The following is a 25823-nucleotide window of genomic DNA, read 5'->3' on the forward strand; positions in this document are numbered from 1 at the left end:
GGTCCGCCGGCTCAGCGCCGCGGGAGGCGGAGGAGCTCCACGTCGGTGAGCCGGCCGCCGGCGGCGACGGCCGTGACGTAGGTGCAGTACGGCTGCCGCCGCCGGTCCGTGGGGGAGCCCGGGTTGAGCAGCCGCATCCCTCGCGGGGTCGTGCTGTCCCACGGGATGTGGCTGTGGCCGAAGACCAGGACGTCGAGACCGGGATGGGTCCGGTCCATGCGGGCCTCCCGGCCGGCCGCGGCCCCGGTCTCGTGGACCATGCCGAGGCGCACGCCCCCGATCGTCTCGCGGGCCACCTCCGGCATCCGCTCGCGCAGCTCGGGGCCGTCGTTGTTGCCCCACACCCCCACCAGCCGCGCGGCCCGCTCCCGGAGCCGCTCGAAGGTGGCGAGGTCGACCCAGTCGCCCGCGTGCAGGACCACGTCGGCCTCGTCCACCGCCCGCCACACCGGCTCCGGCAGGTCGCGGGCCCGTTTGGGGACGTGCGTGTCGGCGAGCAGCAGGAGTTTCACCATGCGCTCAGCCTCGCACGGGCATCGGGTCGCCGTCGCGCCGCACCCGTTCCACCAGGCGGGCCGCGAGCCAGGAGAGGACGGAGAACGCGAGCACGCCGATGCCGAGGACGTTCAGGTCCACGGCGGCGACCGCGGCCAGCAGGACGCCGGACCGCTCGGCCTCGTCGAACATCGCGTCGACGACGAGAGCGACCCTGCCGTCGTGCACGATGTAGCTGCGGTCGCCGAGCTGGGGGTGTCGATGACGGTGATGTCCATGGTGCGTTCCTCATGGTGTCGTGCGGCGCGGGCCCGACACCTGCACGGTGTCGGCGCCGGCCGCGGCCTCGGTGCGGGTGTCGTCCCGGACGGTGGCCGGGTGGCGCCCGGATGCCGGTCCGGCCGGTGGCGGTGCGGCCGGGCTCAGGCCCGCGCGGACTGCCCGCGGGTGGTCCCGGCGGCGGACCGCTGGGCGGCGAGCTGGGCGTGGACCTGTGTCATGTCCAGGTCCCGCACCGCGGTGACGACCTGCTCGAGTCCGGCGGCCGGCAGCGCGCCGGGCTGGGAGAAGACGAGCACGCCCTCCCGGAAGGCCATCAGGGTCGGGATGGAGCTGATGCCGGCGGCGGCGGACAGGCGCTGCTCGGCCTCGGTGTCGACCTTGGCGAACACCACGTCCGGGTGCTTTGCCGAGGCGGCCTCGTAGGTGGGGGCGAACATGCGGCACGGGCCGCACCAGGACGCCCAGAAGTCCACGAGGACGATGTCGTGCTGCTCGATGGTGGGGGCGAAGTCGGCTTCGGTGAGGTCGATGGTGGCCATGGGATTCTCCTTGTCGGTGCTCGGGCTTGTCGGTGCTCGGGCTTGTCGGTGCTCGGGCTTGTCGGTGGGAGGGCGGTGGGAGGGCGGTGGTCGGGGGCTCGGTGGGTTGCCGGTGCTCCGGGGTGCCAGGGGGCGGCCGGGCGGTGCGGCCGGGGCGCGGTGCGGCCCGGGTCAGGCGGTGAGGGGGGTGCGCAGCGGGCACCGGGGCACCGCGAACCAGCACACCGCGGCCGCCACGCCGGCCGCCGCGGCGGTGACCCCGACGACGGCCCCGGCGGCGCCGGGCAGTTCCTGGACCAGGACGAGGACGCCCATGACCAGGACGAAGACGCCGAAGCCCTGCCGCAGTGCGGCCTCGGGGATGCGCCCGGCGAGCCGGGCGCCCGCGAACGAGCCCAGGACGGCGGCGACGGTCACGGCCCCGACCAGGACCCAGTCCAGGGAGACCGTGGTGAGGTAGCCGCCGAGGCCGGCGAAGGACTTCATGGCGATGACGACCAGTGAGGTGCCGACGGCCACGGGCATGGACAGACCGCCGAGCAGGGCCAGGGCCGGGACGACGAGGAAGCCGCCGCCGGCCCCCACCAGGCCGGTGACCAGGCCCACGACCAGGCCCTCGGCGACGACCTTCAGAAGGGGCAGCTCGCCGTCGTGGGCGCCGGCGGGCCCGTTCCTGCGACCGCGGAGCATGGCCAGGGAGGTCGCGACCATCATCAGGGCGAAGGCGACCATCAGCACGGCGCCGGGGATGCGTCCGCCGAGCAGGCCGCCGGCGAAGGCCCCGGCCATCCCGGCGGCGCCGAAGACCAGGCCGGTGCGCCACCTCACGCGGCCGTTGCGGGCGTGATGCACGGCCCCGACGGCCGAGGTCACCCCGACCACGAAGAGCGAGGCCGCGATGGCCTCCTTGGGGTCCAGGCCGGTGACGTAGGTGAGGATCGGCACGGTGAGGATGGACCCGCCGCCGCCGAGCAGTCCGAGCGAGATTCCGATCAGCACCGCCAGCAGCAGGGTCAGCACGAGGGTGAGAGTCATGGGTCGTCGTCCTTTGCCTTCGTCCGGCGCCTGTCGCCCGGCGCGGGTCGTGCGGCGGGCTCCGGGTGCCGCTCAGGGAGTCGACGCCAGTCTGGCAGATACCCCGGGGGGTATACAGGTACCGCTGGGGGTATTCCGGGGGCCCGGATGATCGCCGTGCGAGAACGGGCCGCCGGCAGGCTTCCCGAATCGGGCCCTTGCGGCGAGAGTGGACGGGTACGACCGGGCGGGACGCAACCCGTGGGACGCACCGGCGAGAAGCGGTCGCGCGACAGGCCGCGGCGGGACCGGCACCGCAGCCGGTGCCGCGGTTCCCAGTGACCGCGCGTCCGTGCCCACCCGCCCGCGTCCGTCCGTCCATGTCCGTCCACCCAGCAGGAGGTATGCGCATGACCACCGACATCACCGGCAAGAAGATCGCGTTCATCGCCACGAACGGCGTCGAGGAGCCCGAGCTCACCGAGCCCTGGAAGGCCGTGCAGGAGGCCGGCGGCACGCCCGTGCTGCTGTCCCCGGAGCAGGGCAGCATCACCGCCATGCAGGGCGACTGGGACCACGCCGGCAGCTACGACGTCGACGCCACGCTGGCCGACGCCAGGGCCGAGGAGTTCGACGCCCTGGTCCTGCCCGGCGGCACTCTCAACGCCGACAACGTGCGCGTCGACCAGGACGCCCTGCGCCTGGTCAAGGAGTTCGACGCCGCGGGCAAGCCGATCGCGGCCATCTGCCACGCCCCCTGGATCCTCATCGAGGCGGGGCTCGCCCAGGGGCGGCGGCTCACGTCCTACAACTCCCTGGCCACGGACCTCAAGAACGCCGGCGCGGAGTGGGTCGACGAGGAGGTCGTCGTCGACGGCCGGCTCGTGACCTCCCGCAACCCCGGTGACCTCGAGGCGTTCAACCGGGAGGCCCTGAAGCTCTTCGCGGACTGACGGCACCGAGCACGCGAGAAACCCCCGTCCGGGATCCCGGGCGGGGGTCTCTCGTGTGCGGGGACCGGGCGCGGCGGCCCGGCGGCTCAGCGGCTGCCGTCCGGCCGGACCTCGGCCTCCTGTGCGGCGTCCTGCCGCGCCTCGTCCTCCTCGTAGACGTCGGGGATGCCGTCGTGGTCGGCGTCGACCGACTCCAGCCGCTCGATCTCGCGGTAGCGCCTGTTGCGGGCCCGCAGCAGCACCGAGGCCAGCGTGGCCGCCAGCAGGGACGCGGTGAGGATCGCCACCTTGGCCTGGTCGCCCGGCAGGCTGCCCGGGTCGAAGCTCAGCTCCGCGATGAGCAGCGAGACGGTGAAGCCGATGCCGGCCAGGAGGGCGACGCCCACGAGGTCGATCCACTGGAAGGCGGGGTCGAGCCGGGCGCGCGTGAGCTTGGTGACCAGCCACGTGGCGCCCACGATGCCGATCGGCTTGCCCAGCACCAGTCCGGCCACGATGCCCAGCGTCACCGGCGCGGAGAGCGCGGAGGTCAGGCCGTCCCAGCCGCCCACGGCCACGCCGGCGGAGAAGAAGGCGAACACCGGCACCGCGAAGCCGGCGGAGAGCGGGCGGAAGCGGTGCTCGAAGACCTCGGCCAGGCCCGGCCCGGCCGAGGGGCCGCCGCTGGCCTGGCTGCGGATCACCGGAACGGCGAAGCCCAGCAGGACGCCGGCCACGGTGGCGTGGATGCCGGCCTCGTGCACGAGCGCCCAGACGACGACGCCGAGGGGCAGCAGGATCAGCCAGGCGGCCGGGGCCCTGAGGCCGAAGAACCGCCGGTACCTCTGCGCCAGGAACAGGTACAGCGCGAACGGGATCAGGGCCAGCAGCAGCGGCTGGACCGAGACGTCCTCCGAGTAGAAGACGGCGATGATCGTGATGGCCAGCAGGTCGTCGACCACCGCGAGGGTCAGCAGGAACAGCCGCAGCGAGGTGGGCAGGTGCGAGCCGATGATGGCCAGCACCGCCACGGCGAAGGCGATGTCGGTGGCGGTGGGAATGGCCCAGCCGCCGGAGGTCTCGGGGTCGGAGAGGTTGATCGCGGCGTAGATCGCGGCCGGCACCACGACCCCGCCGACCGCTGCCGTGATCGGCACGACGGACTTGCGGAACTCGCGCAGGTCACCGGCCACGAACTCGCGCTTGAGCTCCAGGCCCACCAGGAAGAAGAAGATCGCCAGCAGGCCGTCGGCCGCCCACGTGCCGAGGCTGAGCTTCAGGTGCCAGGGCTCGTAGCCGACCTCGAGGTCGCGCAGGGCGAAGTAGCTGTCCGCGAAGGGGGAGTTCGCCCAGACGATCGCGACGAGGGCTGCCGCCACGAGCAGCAGTCCGCCGACGGTCTCCTTGCGCAGGATCTCCCCGACGCGCAGCGCCTCCCGGTAGCTGCCCCGGCGCAGCGTGTCGTTGCCGTGGTTCTGCGCGCGGTGGTCGGGGTGGTCCTCGGGGCGGACCGTGGGGTCGTGGCTGGACATGGTGGCTCCTTCGTCCGGGGTCGCTGAATGTGCTCATGCCGACCAGACTTCCCGGCTCACCTGGTGCTCAGTCTACGGAACCCGGTGGCGTGCGCGATCCGGGGCCGGCGGCCGCGCCCGCGGAGGCGCCCGCGCGACCGGCCGAGGGGCCACGCACCCGGCCGTCTCCCCGCGTCCCGCCCGCCCGAGGACCGCGGGCGGGCGCGCCCGGGTCAGCCGATCAGGTCCCGGCGCCGGAAGCCCGCGGCGGCGGCCGCCACGAGCGCGAGCCCGGCGGTGGCCAGCCCCAGCAGGGGAGCGGCCGCCCAGCCCTCGGAGGGCAGCAGCGGCGTCAGCTGCACCGGGGAGAGGTTCATCGCCCACTCGGGCAGGTCCAGGAGCATGCCGAACCAGGCCACGAACACCACGTACGCGACCACGGCCCAGCTCAACCCCGCCGCCCGGGGCACGATGCCCACCAGAGCGGCCGTGAGACCGCCCACGGCGAGGACCGCCGGGGCGTAGGCGAGCGCACCGACGGCCAGCTCGCCGGTCCAGGAGGTCTCGCCGGTGGTCGCGGTGACCCCCGCGCCCAGGGCGGCCCCCGAGAGCAGCAGCGCCAGGAGGGCCTGCACCCCGACGACGGCCAGCCAGCCCAGCCACCAGCGCAGCCGTGGCACCCCGGCGGCGAGGACCAGCCCGGTGCGCCCGGCCTCCTCCTCGCCGCGCAGCCGGAGCACGGCCGAGACGGCGAACGCGACCACGCCCAGCGCCAGGTAGGACAGCATCGCCGCGGCGAAGGACTGGGTGAGGGCGTCGAGGTCCACCACGAGCATGTCGGTGATCGCCGGGATGTCCGCGATGCTGTCCTCCAGGGAGTCGGCCAGGGTGCCGAAGGCCAGGCCGAACAGCACCAGCCCGGCCGTCCAGCCGAGGAACGCGCCGCGGAGCAGGCGGTGGGCCAGCCCCGTCACCGAGAGGAGGGAGCCGCGGGCCGCCGCGGGACCGGGCCGGGCCGCCCGCAGGCCGGCGCCCAGGTCCCGGTGCTGGGCGAGCACGACGGCCGCCGCGAGGAGGACCAGGGTCAGCGCCGCGGAGAGCGCCAGAGGCCACCAGCGCAGGTCCACGTACATCCGGGTCTGCTGCGCCCACGCGAGCGGGGAGAACCAGGACAGCCAGGATCCGGTCGGCTCGAGCACGTCCCCGGTCCCGCGCACCAGGAAGGCCGCCCCCAGCACGGCCAGGGCCGCGCCGGACGCCGCCCGGGCGTGCTCCGTCAGCTGGGCGGTCACGGCGGCCACCGCGCCGAAGACCAGCCCGGTCAGCGCCGTCGCCAGCCCCCAGGCCACGGCGTCGGGGCCGCCGAGCCCCGCGGCGGTCAGCGCCAGCACGACCGCGGCGCCGACCGCCGCGTCCGCCACGGCGACCGCCCCGAGGGCGGCCGCCGGCGGGGCGAAACGGCCCACGGGCAGGGCGCGGACGGTCTCCAGGCGCCCGGACTCCTCCTCCGCGCGCACGTGCCGGCTCGCGAGCAGGATGCTCATCACGGCGGTCGCCACGAGCACCGACAGGCTCAGCTCGTTGACCGTCATGGCGCCCAGCGTGTAGTCGTCGGCGCCGAAGGCCGGGCCGGTCATCATGACCGCCGCTGGGTTCTCCAGCAGCGCCGCCCTGGCCTGGCGGGCCTGGTCGTCCGGGAAGGTCGTCTCCAGGGTGCGCACGGTCCCCCAGACGGTCCCGGCCAGGGCCAGCACCCAGATGAGGACCCGCACCCGGTCCAGCCGCAGGTTCAGCCGGAACAGCCGGCCGGTGGCCGCCCACGGCTCGGCGGTCCTCATCGCGGCGCCCCGGCCCCGTGCTCGTCGAGCCGGTCGCCGTAGTGCCGCAGGAACAGCTCCTCCAGGGAGGGCGGGGCCACGGTGAGGTTCTGCACGCCCAGGTCGGCCAGCACCCGGAGGGTTTCGCCGACCCGTGCGTCGTCGACGTCGAAGGACAGCCGGCCGTCCTCGTGTACGAGGTGGTGGACCCCGGCCACCGCCGCCAGCCCGGCGGGGTCCGCGGCCGTGGTCGCGGTGACGGAGGAGCGGGTCAGGTGGCGCAGCTGGGCCAGCGTCCCGCTCTGCACGTCCCGGCCCGCCCGGATGATGGTCACGGTGTCGCAGAGCTTCTCGACCTCGGCCAGGATGTGGCTGGAGAGCAGCACCGTGCTGCCCTGCTCGCTGAGCCGGCGGACCTCGTCCGTGAACACGGCCTCCATCAGCGGGTCCAGACCGGAGGTCGGCTCGTCCAGGACGTAGAGCTCCGCCTCGGCGCTCAGGGCCGCCACCAGCGCCACCTTCTGCCGGTTGCCCTTGGAGTAGCTGCGGGCCTTCTTCGTGGGGTCGAGCTCGAAGCGCTCGACCAGCTCGTCCCGGCGGCGCCGGCGTCGGCGGCCGCCGCGGATGCCGGTGAGCAGGTCGATGATCTCGCCGCCGGTGAGTCCCGGCCACAGGCTGGTGTCCCCGGGGACGTAGGCGGTGCGGCGGTGGATCCGCACGGCGTCGGCCCAGGCGTCCTGGCCCAGCACCCGCGCCGTCCCGGCGTCAGCCCGGAGCAGCCCCAGCAGCACCCGGATCGCGGTGGACTTGCCGGAGCCGTTGGGCCCCAGGAAGCCGGCGACCTGTCCCGCGTCCACGGTCAGGTCGAAGCCGTCCAGGGCCGTGGTGCTGCCGAAGGTCTTGACGAGCCCGCGGGCCTCGATGACCGGGGTCTCCATGGGCTCTCCTGACGGACTCGGTGCCGGTGACGGGCTCGGTCCCACGCTAGGCACGGGCCGGGCGGCGGACAAGGGACGCGCCGCCCGGCCCGCCCCCTGTCACAAACGTCCCGGGACGCCGCGGGGCTAACGCGCTGGTCAGGGCCCGTGCGAACCTGTCAGCAGATCCGCCCGAGGAAGGGGAACCCCGTGCTGGAGATCCGAGGCGCCGCCCAGAACCGGGCCACGGCCGAGCCCCGGCGAGCCGCCGAACCGGCGGCCCGGGAACGGCCCACCGCGGTGCCGGTGGCACTGGTCGTGCTCGGCGCGGCGCTCGTCGTCGGCGCCTCGCTGGGCGGGGCGACGTGGTCCGGGGTCCTGCGGGACGCCGGCATCGTGCTGCTCACCGTGGGCGGGGTGGGCGTGCTGCTCGCCGCCGCCCCGGCGCGCCGGTCCGCCCCCGTGCCCGCCGAGGTGCCGGCCCGTCCGGCTGCCGAGCCGGCCGTGCCCCGCGGCGACCAGCTGGGCCTCGTAGGGGTCCGCGAGGAGCTCGACGTCGTCGACGTGCTCCGGAGCGTGCGCCCCGGCCAGGAGCTGTGGTGGATGGACACCTTCCCGCTGACCCTGGCCGGCGATCTCGACGCCATCCACCGCGCGCTCCGCGCCGGGGTCCGGGTGCGGCTGCTGGTCCTGGACCCGCGGTCGCCGGCGCTCGCGGCCCGGCTGCGGGAGATCCGCCACCACTACGGGCTCTCCCCGATGGACCTGCGCCGCAGCTTCGACACCCTGGTCCACCAGCTCCGGGCACTCGGGGAGACCGACCCCGTGGTCGCCGAGCGCCTGGCGGTGCGGGTCCACGACGGTCCGCCGGGAGCGCCGATGTTCCTGGTCCTCGGGGAGTCCGCCCCGGCGGAGGGCGCCGCAGCGGAGGCCGGCGCGGCGGCGGAGCAGGTCCCCGCCAGGCCGGAGATCGTGCGGGCCTTCACCAGCTACTACCTCCTCGACGCGAGCCAGGACATGCCCTACCTGGAGTGGCGGGAGGGGGCGTTCGCGGAGCGGCTGCACGACTACGCCCGGCACCACTGGACCGAGGGCCACACGGTCTTCCCGCTCGAGCCCGGCGACCGCTCGGCCTCGGCGTTCAACGTCCGGAGCGAGCACGTGCCGCGCAACGGCCGCAGCGCCGCCGGCTCCTGACGTCCCCTCCCGCGCACGCCCCACGGGACCGTCCCCGGAACGCCACGGCCCATGGCGACAGGACCGTGAGTCTGCTGAGATGGCGGCATGGACGTTTCGGACTTCAAGACCCTCTTCGGGGAAAGCATCCGCACCTGGCTCGACTGGGACGCGCTCGACGACGAGAACGCCCGGGTCGAGGACCTGGTGCTCTCGTCCCGGGAGGACATCGGCGCGCTCTACACCGTGTGGCACGTGGATCCCGAGGGCAATCCCGGTGAGTGGTCGCACCCCCGGCACCGGCCGCTGACCGTCGAGCAGGCGGCCGGGACCGGCTGGCCGGAGGACCGGCAGGCCAAGCTCGACGGGATCCGTGAGGAGCTCGCGGACGACGACGAGCCCGTGGTGCTGACCCTGCCCGTCTACCGGGCCGACGACAACCTCGTGGTCCTGGACTCGAACCACCGCATCGTGGGGGCCTACCGCGCCGAGGCGGAGCTGCGGGTGCTGCTGGTGGTGCTCGCCGGACCGGCCTCCTCCCTGATCCTGCCGGGCCTGGCCCAGGTGGAGAACGACCGGGCCGACCGCATCTGAGGCGGTGTCCGCGGCGGGAGGGGCCCGGACCCGGTGCCGGCCGAACGGGTCGGCGAGCAGGCGAGCCGGGCGCTGGGCCTCGGCCGGTCCTCGGCCGCGACGGTCTCCTCGGCCCGGTCCAGACCGGACTGGTCGGCCGGCCGGTCCACGAGACCTTGCGGTCAGCCCGTCGCCGAGGCGTTGGCCCCCATGACCAGCAGCCCCGGGACGGCGTCGGCCGGGCCGACGTCCTCGACCCACAGCTCGTAGTGCTCGTCCACGCGCGCGGTGTGTTCCACGGAACCCGTCATGCCCGTTCCGTGTGCGGCGTCACACCCGCCGCTAGCATGGCCGCATGAGCGACCACGACGCCCGCTGCCCCGTCCCGCACGGCGATCCGCACAGCGATCCGCACAGCGACCGGCGCCGGACCGCGCCGCCCGGGGAGCGGGCCACACCCCGGGTGGAGGTGCGCGACGGCGTCTGGCACGTCCGCGCCCTGCCGCTGGTGCGCCAGGTGCTGCGGGAGGCCGACGCCACGGTGCAGGCCGGGTTCAGCGCCGAGACCGCCCGGCAGGGTTTGACCGGCGACCACCCGCCCGTGCTCTACGCGGACGGCCCGGAGCACCGGCGCCAGCGCAGCGCCACCGCCAAGTTCTTCACCCCGGCCACCGTGCGCCGCCGCTACCGGGACCTGATGGAGCAGCGGGCCGACGAACTGGTCGAGCGGATCCGGAGGGATGGCGGGGCGGAACTCTCCGCCGTCACGCTGCGCTACTCGGTGGAGGTCGCCGCCCAGGTCGTGGGACTCACGAACTCGGACATCGGCGGGATGTCCCGGCGCCTGGAGCGCTTCTTCAGCGGCCCCGTCACCGGCTCCTCCGGGGCCCCGCAGCGCCGGCTCCCGGGGCGGCTGGGCGCCGTCGTCGGCGCCGTGCGGCCGGTGTGGGCGATGAGCGCCTTCCGGCTCCGGGACGTCCGCCCGGCCGTCCGGGCGCGGCGGAGGCAGCCGAGGGAGGACGTGATCTCGCACCTGCTCCAGCAGGGCTACACGGACGGGGAGATCCTCGTCGAGTGCCTCACCTACGCCGCCGCGGGCATGGCCACCACCCGGGAGTTCATCGCGGTGGCGGCCTGGCACCTGCTGGAGGACGACGGGCTCCGCGCGGAGTACCTCGCCGCCGAGGAGCCGGCCCGGCACGGGATCCTGCACGAGATCCTGCGCCTCGAGCCGGTGGTGGGCCACCTCTACCGCCGCACCACCCAGGACCTGGTCCTGGAGGACGGCGAGGAGCGCCACGAGGTGCCGGCGGGGGCGCTGCTGGACCTCTACGTCCGGCAGGCCAACGCGGACCCGCAGGAGCTGGGGGAGGACGCCCGGCAGCTGTGCCCGGAGCGCTCCCGGCCCAAGGGCGTGCGCCCCGAGGTGATGTCCTTCGGCGACGGCGCCCACCGCTGCCCGGGCGGGTTCATCGCGGTCCAGGAGACCGACGTCTTCCTGCAGCGGCTGCTGCAGCTGCCCCTGGAGTTCGCGCACCCGCCCCGGGTCTCCTGGGTGGAGCTCATCGCCGCCTACGAGGTGCGGGACGTGGTGCTGCGGGTGGGCGCCGCTCAGGGGTGGCGCGAACCCTCCCCAGCGAGCACCGCCCGGTAGCCCTCCCGGTAGGTGGGATAGCGCAGCTGCACCCCGGACGCCCGCAGCCGGGCGTTGGACAGCCGCTTCGAGCCCCGCCGCGGCGCGTCGGCCTCCGGCACGTCCTCGGGCAGCGGGGCGCCGAGCTCCTGGGCCAGGAACTCCAGGACCTCCCGCTCCGGCACGGGCTCGTCGTCCGTGCCCAGGTACAGCGTCAGCGGCTGGGCCTCCATGGTCAGCAGGTGCACGGCGGCCGCGGCGGCGTCGTCGCGGTGGATCCGGTTGGTCCAGGCGGCCCCGGCCGCCGTGTCCCCGGAGCGCACCTTGTCGATCAGTCGGGTCCGGCCCGGCCCGTAGATCCCCGACAGCCGCAGGACGGTGCCGTGCGGGAACTGCTCGTGGAACAGCTCCTCGGCCTCCAGGAGGATCTGCGCGGTGGGGGTCGCGGGGGCCGGGGGATCGTCCTCGGTGACCTCGGCGCCGTCGGCGTCCCCGCACACGGCGGTCGAGGAGATCAGCAGCGCCCGGCGGGGCAGCGCCCCGGCGGCGCGCAGCCCGTCGAACAGGTGGCGCTGCCCGTCGAGGTAGGCGGCGCGGTAGGCCTCCGGGGCGCGCCCGTCCGCGGCCGTGGCCACGACCAGCAGCTCCACGTCGCCGGGCAGTTCGGGCACCTCCGCGCTCAGGTCCACGGGCACCCCCGCCAGGGGCGGCGGCACCAGCTCCGCCCGGCGGCGCAGCCCCAGCACCTCGTGCCCCTGGTCGGCCAGCCGCAGCCCGATCTCCGTGCCCAGGTCTCCGCATCCCGCGATCACCACGCTCATGCCGGCCATTCTCGCACTCCCCGCCGGTTGCGCATGACCGTTCCGCCGGCCCGTTCCGCCGGGCCGGTGCGTCATGCCGTTCCCTCCGCGCCCGGCCCGGCATAGGTTGGGCACAGGCAAGCCTCGCGGAAGGCACCGCGGGGGAGGCGCCGCGGGCAGGCGCCGCGGGCAGGCGCCGTGGCGGGACGCGAGAGGCAGGAGCCGGTGATGGAGTGGTACCGCAAGGACGTGGAGGAGCTCCCGGCCGGGGCCTGCTGGCAGCTGCTCAGCACGGCCGGGCTCGGCCGGCTGGCCGTGGTGGTGGACGGGGCGCCCGAGATCTTCCCCGTCAACTACGCCGTGGACGGGGAGTCGGTGGTCCTGCGCTCCGCGGCGGGCACGAAGACGGCCGCCGCGATGGCCGCCGCTCCGGTGGCCTTCGAGGTCGACGGGCACGACCCGGCGACCTCCACGGCGTGGAGCGTGGTCCTCAAGGGCCCCGCCGAGGAGGTGCAGCGCGGCCACGCGCTCATGGCCGTGCTGGAGCTCCCGCTGTTCCCGTGGCAGGCCGGGATGAAGGACCGGTTCGTGCGGATCGTCCCGGACGCCGTGACGGGGCGCCGCTTCCCGGTGGTGGACCCGGCCGCGTGGAACAGCCCGGCTGCCGTGGACCGGCGGACCCCGGGCGGCTCGGCCCGCTGGACCGAGGCCGGGCCCGGCGAGCCGTGAGACTCCGCGGCGGCCGCAGCCGCCCGCCCCAGCGGCCGCGGAGCCGGCCGTGTCGGCCCCGGAGGGCTCCCGGGGGGGGCGGTCAGTAGGGTGGGGGCATGGCAGCGCACACCCTCCACACCGTGGGGCACTCCACCCGCTCCGCGGGGGAGCGCGGGGAGCTGCTGCGGGAGTTCGGCGGGCAGCGCGTCGCCGGCATCCGCACGGCGCCGCGCTCGCGGACCGATCCGCAGTTCGACCTCGACCGGCTGCCTGCCACGCCCGCGCGCGCCGGGACCGGCCACAATCGCTGCCGGGGGCCGGGTGGGCTGCGCCGCGCGTCGAAGAACCCGGTGAGCACCGCCTGGCGCAATGCCTCGTTCCGCGGCGACGGCGACCGGATCACCCACCTAGGAGGAGAACCATGCGGCACCTGAACGAGATCGCCCTGCAGCACCTCAACGAGGCCCGCCACAACGGCCACGGCCGCAGCTCGGAGCGCCTGCTGCACCAGAGGGTGCTCCGCCAGACGCTAGTGGCCCTGAAGGAGGGCACGGTGCTGGCCGAGCACAACGCCCCGTACGCCGGCAGCCTCCAGATCCTGCACGGACGCATCCGCGTCACCTCCGGCGAGGACCTGGTGCTCGAGGCCGGGCAGCTGCACGTGCTGCCCGTGGAGCGGCACTCGGTGGAGGCCCTGGAGGACGCGGTCCTCCTGCTCACCGCGGTGACGGGCATCGAGGACGCCGCCGAGTAGCCGCGGCCGGACCGCCGGCACGCGGCCCAGCGCCCGGAGCGCCCCCGGGACGGCTCAGCGGCGGCCCAGCTGCTTCTCCCTGCGGTAGGCGATGAACACCCCGGACAGCGCGATCATCAGCATCATCGCCGCGATGAGCGCGAGGGTCGCCGCGCCGTCGATCAGCGCGGCGACCAGCAGGACCAGGGCGATCGTGGACAGCAGGACCTGGAAGATCAGCACGGGGAGCCTTCGGTCGGGAACAGGGCCGCACCGAGGCTACCCGAGCCGGACCCCGCGGCGGTGGGGCCTGCGCGCATTCCCGGTTTCGCCCTGCGCGTGAGCCGTGTCCCTGTGGCCCGGACACGGCTAGCGTCGGGGAGGAAGACGCACTCCCTCCCCACTGTTAGGAGCACCCCCATGTCCCACGTAGCCATCATCGGCGGCCACGGCAAGGTCGCACTCATCCTCTCCCAGCTGCTCAAGACCGGCGGCAACGACGTCACGAGCATCTTCCGCAACCCGGACCACACGGACGACGTCGAGAACACGGGGGCGACCCCCGTGGTCGCCGACGTGGAGCAGCTCTCGGTCGCGCAGATCGCCGACCTGCTCGAGGGCCACGACGCCGTGGTGTGGAGCGCCGGTGCCGGCGGCGGCAGCCCCGAGCGCACCTACGCCGTGGACCGCGACGCGGCCATCCGCGCCATGGACGCCGCCGAGGTGGCGGGCGCCAAGCGCTTCGTGATGGTCTCCTACTTCGGGGCCGGCCAGGATCACGGCATCCCCGAGGACGACCCCTTCTACGCCTACGCCCAGGCCAAGGCCGACGCCGACGACCACCTGCGCGCCTCCGCGCTGAACTGGACCATCGTGGGCCCGGGCAGCCTCACCGAGGACGAGGCCAGCGGCAAGATCGACGTCTCCACGGGCGAGCGCGACGGCGAGCGCAAGACCTCCCGCGCCAACGTGGCGCTGGTGGTCGGGGCCGTGCTGGACGACCCCTCCACCGTGGGCAAGAAGATCGACTTCTCCGACGGGGACACGCTGATCTCCGACGCCCTCGAGGTCGTGGGCTGAGCGGCTGATCCCGTCCGGACCAGGGGCGGCGCAGGGGCCCGCACGGGTCCCGGCGCCGCCCCTCGTCGCGCGGGCCCCCGGGACGCCCCCCCCGGGCGCCCACCGCGGCGTCGAGCCGGGCCGCCCGGGCGGCCCGGCGGCCGACACACGGTTCCGCCCACGAAGAATTCCCGCGCCCCGCCGTGCCCCGGAGCACGGTCGTTCCCTACGCTGGGCTCATGAGCACGCACCAGGATGACATCCAGCACATCGTCGAGTTCGTGAACCGCACCCGCGTGGGCATGCTCGGCACCCGGGAGCCCACCGGCAAGCTCGTCAGCCGGCCCATGACCGTGGTCGACGTCGCCCCCGGGGAGGACCTGGACTTCTTCACGAGCCGGGACACCTCCGCCGTGCGGGACGTGCGGGCCAACGACGCCGTCAACGTCGCCTTCGTGGGCGACCACGAGTGGGTGTCGATCTCCGGCGCCGCCGAGGTGGTCGAGGACCCTGCGGTGGTCGAGGGGCTGTGGTCGGACGCGCTGAGGGCCTACTACCCGGACGGGCCCTCGACCCCCGGCCTGGTCGTGCTGCGCGTGCGTACCGAGACCGCGGAGCACTGGCGCGGCCCGGGAACGGTCGCCACCGCCCTGCGGTGGGCGAAGGCCCGGGCCACCGGCGAGCAGATCGACCCCGGCGAGTCCACGGTGGTGGACCTGTGAGCCTGCCGCCGGTCCACCAGGGCGCCTCCGAGGGCCGGGACCCGGACGAGCTGGACCTCGACGAGCCGCTGCGGCTCACCGCGGTGGTGCACGGCGCCGTGCAGGGCGTCGGCTTCCGCTGGTGGACCGCGCACCGGGCCGAGGAGCTGGGCCTGGTCGGCTCGGCCGTCAACAACAGCGACGGCACCGTGGGCATCATCGCCGAGGGTCCCCGGCGGGCCGTGCGGGACCTGCTCCAGGCCCTGCACGGCCGCGAGGCGCCCGGCGCCGTCATGAAGGTGGACTCGCACTACGGCCCGGCCACCGGCGAGTTCAGCGCCTTCGGCACGGGCTGAGCCCACCGGTGCGCCGGCCCCGCCGCGCTGCGGCGAAGGCACGCCCCCGCCGTTCTACGATGGAGGCATGGCGCACGACCACACCGGAGTCCGCGGGCGCGCGGCGGACGGGCACGACCACGGGCCCGGGCACTCGCACGCCGGGCCAGGCACCGACCGGTGGCGGATCGCCACCGCGTTCGGCATCACCGCCGCCCTGTTCGTCGTCCAGCTCGCCGGTGCGCTCTGGACCGGGTCCCTGGCCCTGCTCCTCGACACCGCGCACGTGCTCACCGACGCCGGGGGGCTGCTGCTCGCCCTGGTCGCCGCGCAGCTGAGCCTGCGCCCGCCGACCGCCCGGCGCACGTGGGGCTGGCGGCGCGCCGAGATCGTGGCCGCGGCCCTGCAAGCGGGGGTGCTGCTGGCCGTGGGGCTGTTCGTGCTGGTGGAGGGGGTGCGCCGCTTCGTCGAGCCGCAGCCGGTGGCCTCCGCCGAGCTGATCGTCTTCGGCGTGCTGGGGCTGCTCGGCAACCTCGTGGCGATGGTCGTGCTCTTCGGGGGCCGCCGCTCCAACCTCAACCTGCGGGCGGCGATGCTCGAGGTGCTCAACGACGCGCTGGGCTCCGTGGCGGTGATCGTGGCGGCCGTGGTCATCACGCTCACCGGCTGGGTGCAGGCGGACGCCGTCGTGGCCCTGCTCATCGGGCTGCTCATCGTGCCCCGCACCATCCGGCTGCTCACGGAGTCCCTGTCCGTGCTGCTGGAGAGCGCGCCCCCCGGCCTGGACCTCGCCGACGTCCGCGGGCACATCCTCGGCCTGCCCCACGTGGTGGAGGTCCACGACCTGCACGCCTCCCGGATCTCCTCGGACCTGCCCGTGCTCACCGCCCACGTGGTGCTCGAGGAGGAGTACTTCTACGCGGGCGGGTCAGCCGAGGCCCTGGGCCGGATCCAGCGCTGCGTGGCCGAGCACTTCCCGGTCTCCGTGCAGCACTCCACGATCCAGCTGGAACCCGCCGACCACGTCGAGCCGGAGGTGTGCGCGCCCCATGACCCCTGAGCCCCCGAGCGAGCCCCCGGGCGCCGGGCAGCACTGCCTGGTCGTCTACGTCCCCGCCACGCACGCGGAGCAGGTCCTGCAGGCCCTCGGCGACGCCGGGGCCGGCCGCGCCGGTCACTACTCCCACGTGGCCTTCGTCAGCCCGGGGACCGGCCGCTTCACGCCGCTGCCCGGGGCCGACCCCACGATCGGGGAGGTCGGCCGGCCGGAGGAGGTCGACGAGGTCCGGATCGAGACCCTCTACCCGGCGGCCGAGCGCGAGCGCGTGCTGCGGGCGATGGCCGGGGCCCACCCCTACGAGGTCCCGGCCTTCGCCACCTTCCCGGTCCACGACCGGGGCCCGTCCTTCGACGAGCAGGGCCGGCTCAGGAGGCGGCCGGGTCCGGCATGAGCGCGGAGCGGATGAGGAACCGCTTGCCCTCCGGGGCCTCCACCGAGAAGCCCGAGCCGCGCCCCACCACCACGTCCACCGTGAGCAGGGTGTGCTTCCAGTACTCGAACTGCTCCCGGGACATCCAGAACTCCAGCTCGGCCGTGGCCGGGTCGCCGGGCAGCCGGAAGACGCCCAGGAGCACGTCCGCCGGACCGGTGAGGAAGTCCCCGGCCGGATAGCACATGGGCGCCGACCCGTCGCAGCACCCGCCGGACTGGTGGAACATCAGCCGGCCGTGCCGCTCCCGCAGCGTCCCGAGCAGCTCCACGGCGGCCGGGGTCAGGGCCACCCGGGAGAAGGTCTCGCCCTCGACGGCGGGGGAGGACTCCAGGACGGCGGTGCCCGCGGAGCGGTCCGCGGCGCCGCTCCCGGCGGTGCCCGGCACGGTGTGGTCGGTGCTGCTCACGGCGCGCTCCTCGGCTCGGCGGTGTGAGCCAGGCTACAGGCGGGCGAGCAGTTCCTCCAGCCCCAGCCCGTCCAGCACCCCCGCCGGGTGCGGCCCGGCCGCCGCGAAGGCGTCCGCCCACTCCCGGGGCAGAGGGCGGCGGCCGGCCACGAGGACCAGGTTGCCCGGGTAGCGGCCGGTGAGCAGCCGCGCCTCGGCCAGGCACCACACGTCCGCGAACGCCGAGCGCGCGGCCCGGGCCTGGCCGGCGAAGAAGTCCAGCCCGGGGTCGTCGCCCACGTTGACGACGAGCGCGCCGCCCGGCGCCAGCAGTCCGGCGGCCTCGGCGTAGAAGGACGGCTCCGTGAGGTGCCCGGGCGCGTCCCGGCCCGAGAAGACGTCGAGGACCACGAGGTCCGCGGTCCCGGGGGCCACGACGTGCGGCAGCGCCGCCCGGGCGTCGTCGACGACCACGCGCACCTCCGCCCCCGCGGGCAGGGGCAGCGCCTCGAGCACGAACGCGGGCAGCTCCCGCTCGAGCTCCACGGCCGCCTGCGGCGACCCGGGCCGGGTCGCCGCCACGTACCGGGCCAGGGTCAGCGCCCCGGCGCCCAGGTGCACCGCGGTGACCGGCGCGCCCGGGGCAGCCACGACGTCGACCACGTTGGCGACCCGGCGCAGGTACTCGTAGAAGATCTCCTCCGGGCGGGCCAGGTTCACGTGGGACTGCTCGGCCCCGCCGATGGACAGGACGAACCCGCCCTCGGTGAAGCCGTCCGGGATGATCTCGGCGTGCACGCCGGCGTCCTTGAGATATCTGCGCATGAGCCCATTGTCACGTCCCGGACGGGAATGAACCGGGGCGCGGGGTGGCTGCACCGGTGTACCCCTGCTGCGTCCCGAAGGATCCCCTGCCCATGAGCCCCGACGTCCCCGTGTCCGAGACCGCGCCGGTCCCCGCCCCCGCACCCACCGCCGGCGTCCCGGGCACCGGTGCCCCGGCCGCGGGCACCGACCACTCCGCCCGCAACCGCCTGGTGATCGGGCTGCTGCTCGTCTCCACGTTCGTGGTGATCCTCAACGAGACGATCATGGGCGTGGCCCTGCCCCGTCTCATGGCCGACCTCTCCGTCACGGCGGTCGCCGGCCAGTGGCTGACCACCGCCTTCATGCTCACCATGGCCGTGGTCATCCCGGTGACCGGGTTCCTGCTCCAGCGCCTGCACACCCGGCCCGTGTTCCTGACCGCCATGACCCTGTTCAGCCTCGGCACCCTCGTCTGCGCGGCCGCGCCCGGGTTCGGGACCCTCCTCGCCGGGCGGGTGGTGCAGGCCTGCGGCACCGCCATCATGATGCCGCTGCTGATGACCACGGTCCTGACCCTCGTGCCGCCGGCCGGGCGCGGGCGGGTCATGGGCAACATCTCCATCGTCATCTCGGTCGCCCCCGCCGTGGGGCCGACCATCTCGGGCGTCATCCTCAGCGTGCTCGAGTGGCGGTGGATGTTCATCCTGGTGCTGCCCATCGCGGTGGGCTCCCTGCTGCTGGGCGCGTGGCGGATGCAGAACGTCACCGAGCCCCGCCCGGCGCCGCTGGACGTGGTCTCCGTGGTGCTCTCGGCCCTGGGCTTCGGCGGCCTGGTCTACGGCCTGAGCACGCTCGGCGAGGGCGGGGAGGCCGCCGTCCCGGCGTGGGCCCCCCTGGCCGTGGGACTGGCGGCGCTGGCCGTGTTCGTGCGGCGCCAGACCCGGCTGCAGCGCACGGACCGGGCCCTGCTGGACCTGCGGACGTTCCGGTCCCGGGTGTTCACGGCGTCCACGGCGGTGCTCGCGGTCAGCATGATGGCCCTCTTCGGCACGCTGATCGTGCTGCCCATCTACCTGCAGACCGTGCACGGTCTCGACCCCCTGGGCACGGGCCTGCTGCTGCTGCCCGGCGGGCTCGTCATGGGCCTGCTCGCGCCCGTCGTCGGGCGGGTCTACGACCGTTCGGGCCCCACCGTGCTGCTCGTGCCGGGCTCGGTCCTGCTGAGCGGGTCCCTGTGGTACCTGGCGTCCACCTCGGCGGCCACGCCGGTGCCGATGGTGCTGCTCGCCCACGTGGTGCTCAGCACGGGCCTGGCCCTGATGTTCACCCCGCTGTTCACCGCGGGCCTGGGCTCCCTGCCGGAGCGGCTGTACTCGCACGGCTCCGCCATGGTGGGCACCCTGCAGCAGGTGGCGGGGGCCGCGGGCACGGCCCTGTTCGTCACCGTCCTGACCCTGGGAGCCGCCGGTGCCGCGGCCTCCGGGGCCGCGGGGCCCGAGGCCACCGAGGCGGGCGTGCGCAGTGCCTTCCTGTGCGGCGGGATCATCTCGCTGCTGGCCGTGGCCGGGTCCTTCGCGGTGCGCCGGCCCGCGCTCAGTCCTGGACCCGCTCCCGGATCCGCCGGCTGAGCTCCGCGGCGTCCTCGACGGCCCGCTCGCCGCGGGCCGCCTCCGCCCGCAGCCCCTCCACCACGGACTCGTCCTTGAGCGCGCGGACGTTGATCTCCAGGGTGACCAGCGCGGTCGCGACGGCGGCGCGGGCGGCCTCCACGGCCGCCGCGACGTCGCTGAGCACGTTGGGGTTGCACCAGCCGGTCAGCTCCCGGGCCAGGCCCAGGACCTCCGCGCCCACGCCGATCAGCTCCTGCGGCGGCCGGGCCGCCCCAGCGGTGGCCTCCTGCACCGCCCGCGACCGGGCGGCCCGCTGCTCGTCGGTGTCCCGGGGCAGCCCGTACGCCGCGGAGAGCTCCCCGAAGGCCTCCGCGTCCGCGTCGGCGAGCCGCAGCGCGGCCGGGATCAGCTCCTCGGCGCGGGCGGCCGCGTCCGCCGCGTGCTCCGAGCCGGTGGAGTACCGCGCGGACATGGCGAGCAGGGCCGCGCCCAGCGCCGCCTGCAGCGCCCCGGCGGCGCCGCCGCCCGGGGCGGGCGCGTCCGAGGCCATGCGCTGCACGTAGGTCCTGATGTTCTCCGAGTTGATCTTCTGCGGGCTGGTCATCTCCGGGCTGGTCCTCTCGGGACCGGTGTTCTGCGAGCTGCTCACGGCGGATCCTTCCGGTGGCGGGCCGGCGCCGGGACGGGCGCGGCGTCCGCACGAGCCTAACGGCCCGTGGCCGATCTCACAGGCCTCCCGGCGTGACGGCACGCTCCGTCAACCGGACCGAAACGTCCCGGCCACATCGGCGGACGATCCTGGGGGCGTCCGACGAAACCGCAGTCGACGGCCCCGGCCCCCACAGGGCCCGGCCCCGAGAGGACGTGCCCCATGACCGCTCTTCCCGCCCCCGCCGGCCCCACGATCCCCGCCGGCCCCACGATCGCCGCGGCACCCGCCGACATCGTCCCCGTCCCCGCCGCTCCTCCCGCCGACTCTCCTGCCGGCTCTCCCGCCGAGGCGACCCCGGTCGACGAGACCTGGCTCGGGGACCCGGCCCTGATCCGCCCCGGGGACCGGATCGAGGTGTGGGAGCAGGGCACCCTCTGCCACGTGGGCACCGTGGGCCAGTCCGCCCCGCACCTGGGCCTGCTCTGGATCCTGGAGGCGGGAACCGGCGCCCGTCGGCTCGTCCCGGTCCACGGCTACCGCCTGCGCCGGTCACCGCTCGCCCGCGCCGCCTGAGCCGCTCTCCGTTCAACCGCTGTTCGCCCGGACCCGCTACCGTCGGCGCTGACAGCCGGGCGGACGAGGAGGATCATTGGGACCGAGCAGATCGACGGCGGCAGTGGGGCTCGCGGCGCTCCTGATGGGCGCCGGCCTCCCGGCCGCCGCCGGAGAGGGCCCGGCCCGGGCGCAGGGCCACGACCGGGCCCCCGGACACGGGAGGGAGCAGGCCGTGGCGGCACAGGACCCGGTGCGCTTCATGACCTACAACGCGTCCCTCAACCGCGCGGCCCCGGGGCAGCTGCGGCAGGACCTCGCCACCCCGGACGACGCCCAGGCACGGGCCGTGGCCGAGGTGGTCCAGCGGACCGCCCCGGACGTGCTGCTCGTCAACGAGTTCGACCACGACGCGGCGGGCCGCTCGGCGGAGCTGTTCCGCACGAACTACCTGGAGGTCCCGCAGCGCGGACAGGACCCCGTGCACTACCCGTACGTCTACACCGCCCCGGTGAACACGGGCGAGCCCTCGGGCCTGGACCTGAACCGGGACGGGGTCGTGGGCGGGCCCGAGGACGCGTGGGGCTTCGGGTTCTTCCCCGGCCAGTACGGCATGGTCCTCTACTCGAAGCACCCGCTCGACACCGACCGGATCCGCACCTTCCGGGACTTCCGGTGGGCGGACATGCCCGGCAGCCGCCTGCCCGCGGAGCACTATGCCCCCGGGCACGCGGAGCGGCTGCGGCTGTCCAGCAAGTCCCACTGGGACGTCCCGGTGCGCATCGGGACCACGACGGTGCACGTGCTGGCGTCCCACCCGACTCCGCCGACCTTCGACGGGCCCGAGGACCGCAACGGCCGGCGCAACGCCGACGAGATCCGGTTCTGGGCCGACTACGTGCGCGGTCCCGCGGCGTCCTCCTACGTCTACGACGACGAGGGCGCGCGCGGCGGGCTGCGGCCGGGGGAGCGGTTCGTGGTGATGGGCGACCAGAACGCGGACCCGCTCGACGGCGACTCGTGGCCCGGGGCGATCCAGCAGCTCCTGGAGCACCCGCGCGTGCAGGACCCCCTGCCCGCCTCCGCCGGAGGCCCCGAGGCCGCCGCCCGGCAGGGCGGGGCGAACCTCGCCCACCGCTCCGACCCCGCCCACGACACCGCGGACTTCGCCGACGACCCCGCCCCCGGCAACCTGCGGGCCGACTACGTGCTGCCCTCGCGGAACCTGCGGGTGACCGGCGCCGGGGTGTTCTGGCCCGTCCCCGGCGAGCCGGGCGCCGAGCTGACCGGCGAGCACCCGTTCCCCACCTCCGACCACCGCCCCGTGTGGGTCGACGTGGCCCCCGGAGGCCGGCGATGACCGCCCGGCAGGAGCGCGCCGCGGAGCTGCTCGACCGCCTCCTCGCCCTCGTCGAGGTGGTCGCCGCGGCCCGCCGCGCCGCGGTGCCGGAGCTGGAGCGGGTGACCCCCCGCCACCGCCGCTCCGCCCTGAACCTCGTGGACTACGTGGCCGTGCGCAGCCAGGACGTCCGGGACCTGCAGCGCGACCTCAGCCGTCTGGGCGTGTCCTCGCTCGGACGGATGGAGGCGGGCGTCATGACCCACCTGACCGCGGTGGTGGAGACCCTGCAGATGCTGGCGGCCCGCACCGACGAGGTCTTCGCCGCCCCCGACCCCGGGGTCCCCCTCGAGGAGCCGGAGCTCCCCGGGACCGAGGTCCTGCGCCGCAACACCGACGCCCTGCTGGGACCGGGCCGGGAGGACCGGCGCACCCGCATCATGGTGACCCTGCCCGCGGAGGCGGCCGGGGACCGCCGTCTCGTCGAGTCCATGGTCCGCGCCGGGATGGACGTGGCCCGGATCAACTGCGCGCACGACGGCCCGGAGCGGTGGGAGGCCATGATCGGGCACGTGCGGGCGGCCGAGCGCGCGACCGGGCACGAGGTGCGCGTGGCGATGGACCTCGCCGGGCCCAAGCTGCGCACCGGGCCGGTCGAGCCGGGCCCGCAGGTCGAGAAGATCAAGCCGGTCCGGGACAGCCGCGGCCGGGTCACCGTACCGGCCCGCCTGTGGCTGGGGGACCCGGACCCGGGGGTGGACGACGACGCCCCCGCCGTTCCCGTGGCCGACCCCGCCTGGATCGCGGCGCGCGTGCCGGGGGAGAGGCTGCGGCTGAAGGACGCGCGCGGCTCCGGGCGGACGCTGCGGGTGCTGGAGGCGACCGGCCCGGGCGTGCTGGTGGAGTGCTCCAAGACCGTGTACTTCGCCACCGGGCTGGCCGTCGAGGCGGAGGACGGCACCGAGGGCGTGCTCGGCGAGCTGCCCGCGGTCGAGCAGCACCTGCGCGTGCGCACCGGCGACGTGCTCGTGCTGACCCGCGACATGGCCCCCGCCCCGGTCCGGGCGCAGGGGCCGCACCGGATCGGCTGCTCGCTGCCCGAGGCCTTCACCGACGCCCGGGAGGGGCAGCCCGTGTGGCTCGACGACGGGAAGATCCGGTGCCGGATCACGGCCGTGTCCCCCGAGGAGATCGAGCTCGCGGTGCTGCAGGCCGCGCCCGGCGGCGCGAAGCTCCGGGCGCGGAAGGGCATCAACCTGCCCGAGACCGACCTGCGGATCTCGGCGCTCACCGACGAGGACCGCGCGCACCTGCCCTTCGTGGCCGAGCACGCGGACGCCGTCAACATGTCCTTCGTGCGCTCGCGCCAGGACGTGACCGACCTGCTGGAGGAGCTGGAGGCCGTCGGCCGCCGCGAGCTGGACATCACCCTCAAGATCGAGACGGTGGGCGGCTTCCAGGCCCTGCCGTCGATGCTCCTGGAGGCGATGCGCTGGCAGGACGTGGGCGTGATGATCGCCCGCGGCGACCTCGCGGTCGAGGCCGGGTTCGAACGACTGGCCGAGGTGCAGGAGGAGATCCTGTGGCTGTGCGAGGCCGGGCACGTCCCGGTCGTGTGGGCCACCCAGGTGCTCGAGTCGCTGGCCAAGAAGGGCCTGCCCTCCCGGGCCGAGGTCACCGACGCGGCGATGGGCCAGCGCGCCGAGTGCGTGATGCTGAACAAGGGGCCGTTCGTGGTGGACGCGATCGAGGCGCTCGACGACATCCTGGTGCGCATGGAGGGGCACGCGCACAAGAAGTCGGACATGCTCCGCCGGCTCAACGCCTGGGCGCCGTTCGCCCGGTGAGCCCCGGCCCGGGGCGACCGTGCCACACTGGTGCCATGGCCGCCCGTGACACCGCTGTGCTCCGCTTCCTCGCCGCCCCGACCGACGCCGGGCGCACCGGCACCGTGGACGGCGGGCGCGTGCTCGAGTGGATCGACAAGGCCGCGTACGCGTGCGCCGTCGGCTGGTCGCGGGCCTACTGCGTCACCGCCTACGTGGGCAACATCCACTTCGACCGCCCGGTCAGCGTGGGGGACATGGTCGAGGTCGCCGCGCAGATCGTGCACACCGGCCGCTCCTCGATGCACATCCGGGTCGAGGTGGCCTCCGCGGACCCCCGCGAGCAGGGGGTCACCCTGCGGGACACCTGCCTGATCATCATGGTGGCCGTCGACGGCGAGGGCCGCCCCACCCCGGTCCCGCAGTGGACGCCCGAGACCGAGCACGAGCGCCGGCACCAGGCGGTCACGAAGCGGCGGATCGAGCTGCGCAACAGCATCGAGGCGCTGATGGCGGAGCAGAAGTACACCGACGAGGGCACGGCCGAGGAGACGGTGCTGCGCTTCCTCGCCGCGCCCACGGACATCAACTGGGGCGGGAAGGTGCACGGCGGCACGGCCATGCGCTGGATCGACGAGGCCGCGTTCGTGTGCGGGTCCCGGTGGGCCGGGCGCCCGGTCATCGCCGTGTACGCGGGCGGGGTCCGCTTCTACCGGCCCATGCACATCGGCCACCTCGTGGAGGTCCGGGCGCGGCTGATCCACACCGCGGCCCGGGGCCTGCACATCTCCGTCAACTGCTGGTCCGGGGACCCCGCCACCGGCGAGCTCCAGCTGACGACCAACTGCCTCATGGTCATGGTCGCCCTCGACGACACCGGGCACGCCCTGCCCGCCCGGCAGTGGCACCCGGTGAGCCAGGAGGACCGGGACCTGGACGCCTTCGCCCGCGAGCTGGTCCGGCTGCGCGCCGAGTTCCCGGACTCCTTCCAGCGGGTCGACCCCTCGGTCTCCCTGCTGCCGGGGGACTGAGGGTCCTCACCTCCGCCGTCGGCGAATCCCGGCGCCTGCTCAGTGGGCTGTGCATATAGTGGGCCGCAGACCACTGTCCCGGCACTGCACGAGGAGAGCACCCCCATGGACCTGAACCCCCTGAGCTCGGCCTTCGACGAGCACGGCAAGCCCAAGCCGGCCATGAACAAGTTCCTGGACACCGTTCTGCGCGCCCAGCGCCCGGTCGTGCTCGCGTTCGTGAAGAAGGTGCGCGCCAAGTACCCGGACGAGACGCCCGAGCAGCTGGCCCGGCGCCTGGAGAAGATCTACGTCCGGTCCGTCACCGTCGAGGGCGGCGCGGTCGGCGCCACCGCGGTGGTCCCCGGCGTCGGCACCGTCGCCTCCCTCGGGCTGTCCTCCTTCGCGGTGGTCGGCTACCTCGAGGCCACCGCCCTCTACGCCCAGGCGATCGCCGAGCTGCACGGGGTGCACACCGAGGACCCCGAGAGGACCCGCACCATGGTCATGGCCCTCATGCTCGGCGAGGACGGCCGGCAGGTCATGAACCAGATCCTGGCCAGCGGCACCAAGGGCAAGGGCATGATGTCGTCCTGGGGCCTGATGATGGGCAAGGACGACTCGAAGACCTTCGACGTCAGCCGGATCATCCGCAACATGTTCGTCAAGCGCTTCCTGCTCAAGCAGACCGGAGCGGTCTTCGGCCGCGCCCTGCCGTTCGGGGTGGGCGCGATCGTCGGCGGCGGCGCGAACCTGGCCATGTCCAAGCAGGTCATCAGCGCGACCCACGAGGCGTTCGGGCCGCTGCCCGCCGACTTCCCCGCCGAGCTCGCCCTCTCCGAGCGGGCCCCCCGGTTCGGCGGCGGGGACAGCACCGCGGACACGACCGCCCACGGCGAGATCTCCGGCGGGAAGTAGCCG

At 74.9% G+C, this 25823-nt stretch carries 31 protein-coding genes; 18 read left to right on the forward strand and 13 right to left on the reverse strand.

Annotated features, from left to right (window positions below; genetic code table 11):
* Nucleotides 1-11: 11 nt before the first annotated feature.
* The 4 genes from PU704_RS05380 to PU704_RS05395 all read right to left on the reverse strand — a co-directional run bounded on the left by PU704_RS05380 (nucleotide 12) and on the right by PU704_RS05395 (nucleotide 2351).
* Nucleotides 12-515: a metallophosphoesterase family protein gene (locus tag PU704_RS05380; protein ID WP_047802952.1), complete on the reverse strand. Its 504-nt coding sequence runs from the start codon at nucleotides 513-515 to the stop codon at nucleotides 12-14.
* 4 nt (nucleotides 516-519) lie between these two features.
* Nucleotides 520-723, reverse strand: coding sequence for a hypothetical protein (locus PU704_RS05385; protein ID WP_277550801.1), 204 nt, complete (start codon nucleotides 721-723; stop codon nucleotides 520-522).
* A gap of 194 nt (nucleotides 724-917) precedes the next feature.
* Nucleotides 918-1316: a thioredoxin gene (trxA, locus tag PU704_RS05390; protein ID WP_277550537.1), complete on the reverse strand. Its 399-nt coding sequence runs from the start codon at nucleotides 1314-1316 to the stop codon at nucleotides 918-920.
* 171 nt (nucleotides 1317-1487) lie between these two features.
* On the reverse strand, nucleotides 1488-2351 hold the full coding sequence (locus PU704_RS05395) for a sulfite exporter TauE/SafE family protein (protein ID WP_277550538.1): 864 nt from the start codon (nucleotides 2349-2351) through the stop codon (nucleotides 1488-1490).
* Nucleotides 2352-2740: 389 nt separating this feature from the next.
* On the opposite strand from PU704_RS05395, the gene PU704_RS05400 reads away from it, so the two are divergent.
* Nucleotides 2741-3283 carry a type 1 glutamine amidotransferase domain-containing protein gene (locus PU704_RS05400; RefSeq protein ID WP_277550539.1) on the forward strand — a complete coding sequence of 181 codons (543 nt, stop codon included), beginning with the start codon at nucleotides 2741-2743 and terminating at the stop codon, nucleotides 3281-3283.
* 86 nt (nucleotides 3284-3369) lie between these two features.
* Here PU704_RS05400 and nhaA read toward each other — a convergent pair whose 3' ends face one another.
* The 3 genes from nhaA to PU704_RS05415 form a co-directional block, all read right to left on the reverse strand.
* A complete protein-coding gene (gene nhaA, locus PU704_RS05405; RefSeq protein WP_277550540.1) occupies nucleotides 3370-4794 on the reverse strand; it encodes a Na+/H+ antiporter NhaA in 1425 nt (474 codons plus the stop codon).
* A 212-nt stretch (nucleotides 4795-5006) separates the two neighbouring features.
* Nucleotides 5007-6611 (reverse strand): ABC transporter permease, encoded by a 1605-nt coding sequence (locus PU704_RS05410; RefSeq protein ID WP_277550541.1) that lies wholly within the window; start codon nucleotides 6609-6611, stop codon nucleotides 5007-5009.
* Complete coding sequence (locus PU704_RS05415) at nucleotides 6608-7528, reverse strand: ABC transporter ATP-binding protein (RefSeq protein ID WP_277550542.1); 921 nt, start codon at nucleotides 7526-7528, stop codon at nucleotides 6608-6610. The genes PU704_RS05410 and PU704_RS05415 overlap by 4 nt, the downstream gene beginning before the upstream one ends.
* Nucleotides 7529-7717: 189 nt before the next feature.
* On the opposite strand from PU704_RS05415, the gene PU704_RS05420 reads away from it, so the two are divergent.
* Both PU704_RS05420 and PU704_RS05425 read left to right on the forward strand, forming a co-directional pair.
* A complete protein-coding gene (locus PU704_RS05420; RefSeq protein ID WP_277550543.1) occupies nucleotides 7718-8704 on the forward strand; it encodes an alginate O-acetyltransferase AlgX-related protein in 987 nt (328 codons plus the stop codon).
* A gap of 87 nt (nucleotides 8705-8791) precedes the next feature.
* A complete protein-coding gene (locus PU704_RS05425) occupies nucleotides 8792-9277 on the forward strand; it encodes a hypothetical protein (RefSeq protein ID WP_277550544.1) in 486 nt (161 codons plus the stop codon).
* A 161-nt stretch (nucleotides 9278-9438) separates the two neighbouring features.
* On the opposite strand, the gene PU704_RS05430 is transcribed toward PU704_RS05425, so the two are convergent.
* Nucleotides 9439-9567 (reverse strand): hypothetical protein, encoded by a 129-nt coding sequence (locus PU704_RS05430; RefSeq protein WP_277550545.1) that lies wholly within the window; start codon nucleotides 9565-9567, stop codon nucleotides 9439-9441.
* Between the two features lie 44 nt (nucleotides 9568-9611).
* Here PU704_RS05430 and PU704_RS05435 point away from each other — a divergent pair, with 44 nt between their 5' ends.
* Nucleotides 9612-10910 (forward strand): cytochrome P450, encoded by a 1299-nt coding sequence (locus PU704_RS05435; RefSeq protein ID WP_277550546.1) that lies wholly within the window; start codon nucleotides 9612-9614, stop codon nucleotides 10908-10910.
* On the opposite strand, the gene PU704_RS05440 is transcribed toward PU704_RS05435, so the two are convergent.
* Complete coding sequence (locus PU704_RS05440) at nucleotides 10868-11710, reverse strand: SDR family oxidoreductase (protein ID WP_277550547.1); 843 nt, start codon at nucleotides 11708-11710, stop codon at nucleotides 10868-10870. The two genes, PU704_RS05435 and PU704_RS05440, sit on opposite strands and share 43 nt — an antisense overlap.
* A gap of 207 nt (nucleotides 11711-11917) precedes the next feature.
* Between PU704_RS05440 and PU704_RS05445 the strand changes: the two genes are divergently transcribed.
* From PU704_RS05445 to PU704_RS05455, 3 genes are all read left to right on the forward strand, one after another.
* Nucleotides 11918-12418: a pyridoxamine 5'-phosphate oxidase family protein gene (locus tag PU704_RS05445; protein WP_277550548.1), complete on the forward strand. Its 501-nt coding sequence runs from the start codon at nucleotides 11918-11920 to the stop codon at nucleotides 12416-12418.
* A gap of 98 nt (nucleotides 12419-12516) precedes the next feature.
* Nucleotides 12517-12834 carry a hypothetical protein gene (locus tag PU704_RS05450; protein WP_277550549.1) on the forward strand — a complete coding sequence of 106 codons (318 nt, stop codon included), beginning with the start codon at nucleotides 12517-12519 and terminating at the stop codon, nucleotides 12832-12834.
* On the forward strand, nucleotides 12822-13154 hold the full coding sequence (locus tag PU704_RS05455) for a cupin domain-containing protein (protein WP_062735208.1): 333 nt from the start codon (nucleotides 12822-12824) through the stop codon (nucleotides 13152-13154). Before PU704_RS05450 ends, PU704_RS05455 begins: the two co-directional genes overlap by 13 nt.
* A gap of 54 nt (nucleotides 13155-13208) precedes the next feature.
* Here the strand turns inward: PU704_RS05455 and PU704_RS05460 are convergent, their stop codons facing one another.
* Nucleotides 13209-13376 carry a hypothetical protein gene (locus tag PU704_RS05460; protein ID WP_156266881.1) on the reverse strand — a complete coding sequence of 56 codons (168 nt, stop codon included), beginning with the start codon at nucleotides 13374-13376 and terminating at the stop codon, nucleotides 13209-13211.
* Nucleotides 13377-13553: 177 nt separating this feature from the next.
* On the opposite strand from PU704_RS05460, the gene PU704_RS05465 reads away from it, so the two are divergent.
* From PU704_RS05465 to PU704_RS05485, 5 genes are all read left to right on the forward strand, one after another.
* Entirely contained in the window at nucleotides 13554-14213 is a 660-nt protein-coding gene (locus PU704_RS05465; RefSeq protein ID WP_277550550.1) for an SDR family oxidoreductase, read from the forward strand.
* Between the two features lie 218 nt (nucleotides 14214-14431).
* Entirely contained in the window at nucleotides 14432-14914 is a 483-nt protein-coding gene (locus tag PU704_RS05470; protein WP_047802939.1) for a pyridoxamine 5'-phosphate oxidase family protein, read from the forward strand.
* A complete protein-coding gene (locus PU704_RS05475) occupies nucleotides 14911-15249 on the forward strand; it encodes an acylphosphatase (RefSeq protein WP_082157305.1) in 339 nt (112 codons plus the stop codon). The genes PU704_RS05470 and PU704_RS05475 overlap by 4 nt, the downstream gene beginning before the upstream one ends.
* Nucleotides 15250-15316: 67 nt before the next feature.
* The gene (locus tag PU704_RS05480) at nucleotides 15317-16288 is read left to right on the forward strand and encodes a cation diffusion facilitator family transporter (RefSeq protein ID WP_277550551.1); all 972 of its coding nucleotides are present in this window, start codon (nucleotides 15317-15319) and stop codon (nucleotides 16286-16288) included.
* The gene (locus PU704_RS05485; RefSeq protein WP_277550552.1) at nucleotides 16278-16679 is read left to right on the forward strand and encodes a YqfO family protein; all 402 of its coding nucleotides are present in this window, start codon (nucleotides 16278-16280) and stop codon (nucleotides 16677-16679) included. The genes PU704_RS05480 and PU704_RS05485 overlap by 11 nt, the downstream gene beginning before the upstream one ends.
* On the opposite strand, the gene PU704_RS05490 is transcribed toward PU704_RS05485, so the two are convergent.
* Complete coding sequence (locus PU704_RS05490) at nucleotides 16654-17052, reverse strand: DUF779 domain-containing protein (RefSeq protein WP_380113002.1); 399 nt, start codon at nucleotides 17050-17052, stop codon at nucleotides 16654-16656. The genes PU704_RS05485 and PU704_RS05490 overlap by 26 nt on opposite strands.
* A gap of 108 nt (nucleotides 17053-17160) precedes the next feature.
* On the reverse strand, nucleotides 17161-17931 hold the full coding sequence (locus PU704_RS05495) for a spermidine synthase (protein WP_277550553.1): 771 nt from the start codon (nucleotides 17929-17931) through the stop codon (nucleotides 17161-17163).
* Between the two features lie 92 nt (nucleotides 17932-18023).
* On the opposite strand from PU704_RS05495, the gene PU704_RS05500 reads away from it, so the two are divergent.
* Entirely contained in the window at nucleotides 18024-19541 is a 1518-nt protein-coding gene (locus PU704_RS05500) for an MDR family MFS transporter (RefSeq protein WP_277550554.1), read from the forward strand.
* Here the strand turns inward: PU704_RS05500 and PU704_RS05505 are convergent.
* Nucleotides 19507-20172, reverse strand: a complete 666-nt coding sequence (locus PU704_RS05505; protein WP_277550555.1) for a cyclodeaminase/cyclohydrolase family protein — start codon at nucleotides 20170-20172, stop codon at nucleotides 19507-19509. The genes PU704_RS05500 and PU704_RS05505 overlap by 35 nt on opposite strands.
* 222 nt (nucleotides 20173-20394) lie before the next feature.
* Here PU704_RS05505 and PU704_RS05510 point away from each other — a divergent pair, with 222 nt between their 5' ends.
* The 5 genes from PU704_RS05510 (at nucleotide 20395) to PU704_RS05530 (ending at nucleotide 25820) form a co-directional block, all read left to right on the forward strand.
* Entirely contained in the window at nucleotides 20395-20748 is a 354-nt protein-coding gene (locus PU704_RS05510) for a hypothetical protein (protein ID WP_075871329.1), read from the forward strand.
* Nucleotides 20749-20824: 76 nt separating this feature from the next.
* A complete protein-coding gene (locus PU704_RS05515) occupies nucleotides 20825-22087 on the forward strand; it encodes an endonuclease/exonuclease/phosphatase family protein (RefSeq protein ID WP_380112899.1) in 1263 nt (420 codons plus the stop codon).
* Nucleotides 22084-23913, forward strand: coding sequence for a pyruvate kinase (locus PU704_RS05520; protein WP_277550556.1), 1830 nt, complete (start codon nucleotides 22084-22086; stop codon nucleotides 23911-23913). Before PU704_RS05515 ends, PU704_RS05520 begins: the two co-directional genes overlap by 4 nt.
* A gap of 35 nt (nucleotides 23914-23948) precedes the next feature.
* Nucleotides 23949-24923, forward strand: a complete 975-nt coding sequence (locus tag PU704_RS05525; RefSeq protein WP_047802934.1) for an acyl-CoA thioesterase — start codon at nucleotides 23949-23951, stop codon at nucleotides 24921-24923.
* Nucleotides 24924-25028: 105 nt separating this feature from the next.
* Nucleotides 25029-25820: a di- and tripeptidase gene (locus PU704_RS05530; RefSeq protein ID WP_075871327.1), complete on the forward strand. Its 792-nt coding sequence runs from the start codon at nucleotides 25029-25031 to the stop codon at nucleotides 25818-25820.
* Nucleotides 25821-25823: the final 3 nt, after the last annotated feature.

Source organism: Kocuria oceani, assembly GCF_029524215.1.
GTDB lineage: Bacteria > Actinomycetota > Actinomycetes > Actinomycetales > Micrococcaceae > Kocuria > Kocuria oceani.

Coding starts and splice junctions, on each gene's coding strand:
- PU704_RS05380 (WP_047802952.1), bottom strand. CDS start 515: ATGGTGAAACTCCTGCTGCTCGCCGACACGCACGTCCCCAAACGGGCC.
- trxA (WP_277550537.1), bottom strand. CDS start 1,316: ATGGCCACCATCGACCTCACCGAAGCCGACTTCGCCCCCACCATCGAG.
- PU704_RS05395 (WP_277550538.1), bottom strand. CDS start 2,351: ATGACTCTCACCCTCGTGCTGACCCTGCTGCTGGCGGTGCTGATCGGA.
- PU704_RS05400 (WP_277550539.1), top strand. CDS start 2,741: ATGACCACCGACATCACCGGCAAGAAGATCGCGTTCATCGCCACGAAC.
- nhaA (WP_277550540.1), bottom strand. CDS start 4,794: ATGTCCAGCCACGACCCCACGGTCCGCCCCGAGGACCACCCCGACCAC.
- PU704_RS05410 (WP_277550541.1), bottom strand. CDS start 6,611: ATGAGGACCGCCGAGCCGTGGGCGGCCACCGGCCGGCTGTTCCGGCTG.
- PU704_RS05415 (WP_277550542.1), bottom strand. CDS start 7,528: ATGGAGACCCCGGTCATCGAGGCCCGCGGGCTCGTCAAGACCTTCGGC.
- PU704_RS05425 (WP_277550544.1), top strand. CDS start 8,792: ATGGACGTTTCGGACTTCAAGACCCTCTTCGGGGAAAGCATCCGCACC.
- PU704_RS05430 (WP_277550545.1), bottom strand. CDS start 9,567: ATGACGGGTTCCGTGGAACACACCGCGCGCGTGGACGAGCACTACGAG.
- PU704_RS05435 (WP_277550546.1), top strand. CDS start 9,612: ATGAGCGACCACGACGCCCGCTGCCCCGTCCCGCACGGCGATCCGCAC.
- PU704_RS05440 (WP_277550547.1), bottom strand. CDS start 11,710: ATGAGCGTGGTGATCGCGGGATGCGGAGACCTGGGCACGGAGATCGGG.
- PU704_RS05445 (WP_277550548.1), top strand. CDS start 11,918: ATGGAGTGGTACCGCAAGGACGTGGAGGAGCTCCCGGCCGGGGCCTGC.
- PU704_RS05450 (WP_277550549.1), top strand. CDS start 12,517: ATGGCAGCGCACACCCTCCACACCGTGGGGCACTCCACCCGCTCCGCG.
- PU704_RS05455 (WP_062735208.1), top strand. CDS start 12,822: ATGCGGCACCTGAACGAGATCGCCCTGCAGCACCTCAACGAGGCCCGC.
- PU704_RS05465 (WP_277550550.1), top strand. CDS start 13,554: ATGTCCCACGTAGCCATCATCGGCGGCCACGGCAAGGTCGCACTCATC.
- PU704_RS05470 (WP_047802939.1), top strand. CDS start 14,432: ATGAGCACGCACCAGGATGACATCCAGCACATCGTCGAGTTCGTGAAC.
- PU704_RS05480 (WP_277550551.1), top strand. CDS start 15,317: ATGGCGCACGACCACACCGGAGTCCGCGGGCGCGCGGCGGACGGGCAC.
- PU704_RS05485 (WP_277550552.1), top strand. CDS start 16,278: ATGACCCCTGAGCCCCCGAGCGAGCCCCCGGGCGCCGGGCAGCACTGC.
- PU704_RS05495 (WP_277550553.1), bottom strand. CDS start 17,931: ATGCGCAGATATCTCAAGGACGCCGGCGTGCACGCCGAGATCATCCCG.
- PU704_RS05500 (WP_277550554.1), top strand. CDS start 18,024: ATGAGCCCCGACGTCCCCGTGTCCGAGACCGCGCCGGTCCCCGCCCCC.
- PU704_RS05510 (WP_075871329.1), top strand. CDS start 20,395: ATGACCGCTCTTCCCGCCCCCGCCGGCCCCACGATCCCCGCCGGCCCC.
- PU704_RS05520 (WP_277550556.1), top strand. CDS start 22,084: ATGACCGCCCGGCAGGAGCGCGCCGCGGAGCTGCTCGACCGCCTCCTC.
- PU704_RS05525 (WP_047802934.1), top strand. CDS start 23,949: ATGGCCGCCCGTGACACCGCTGTGCTCCGCTTCCTCGCCGCCCCGACC.
- PU704_RS05530 (WP_075871327.1), top strand. CDS start 25,029: ATGGACCTGAACCCCCTGAGCTCGGCCTTCGACGAGCACGGCAAGCCC.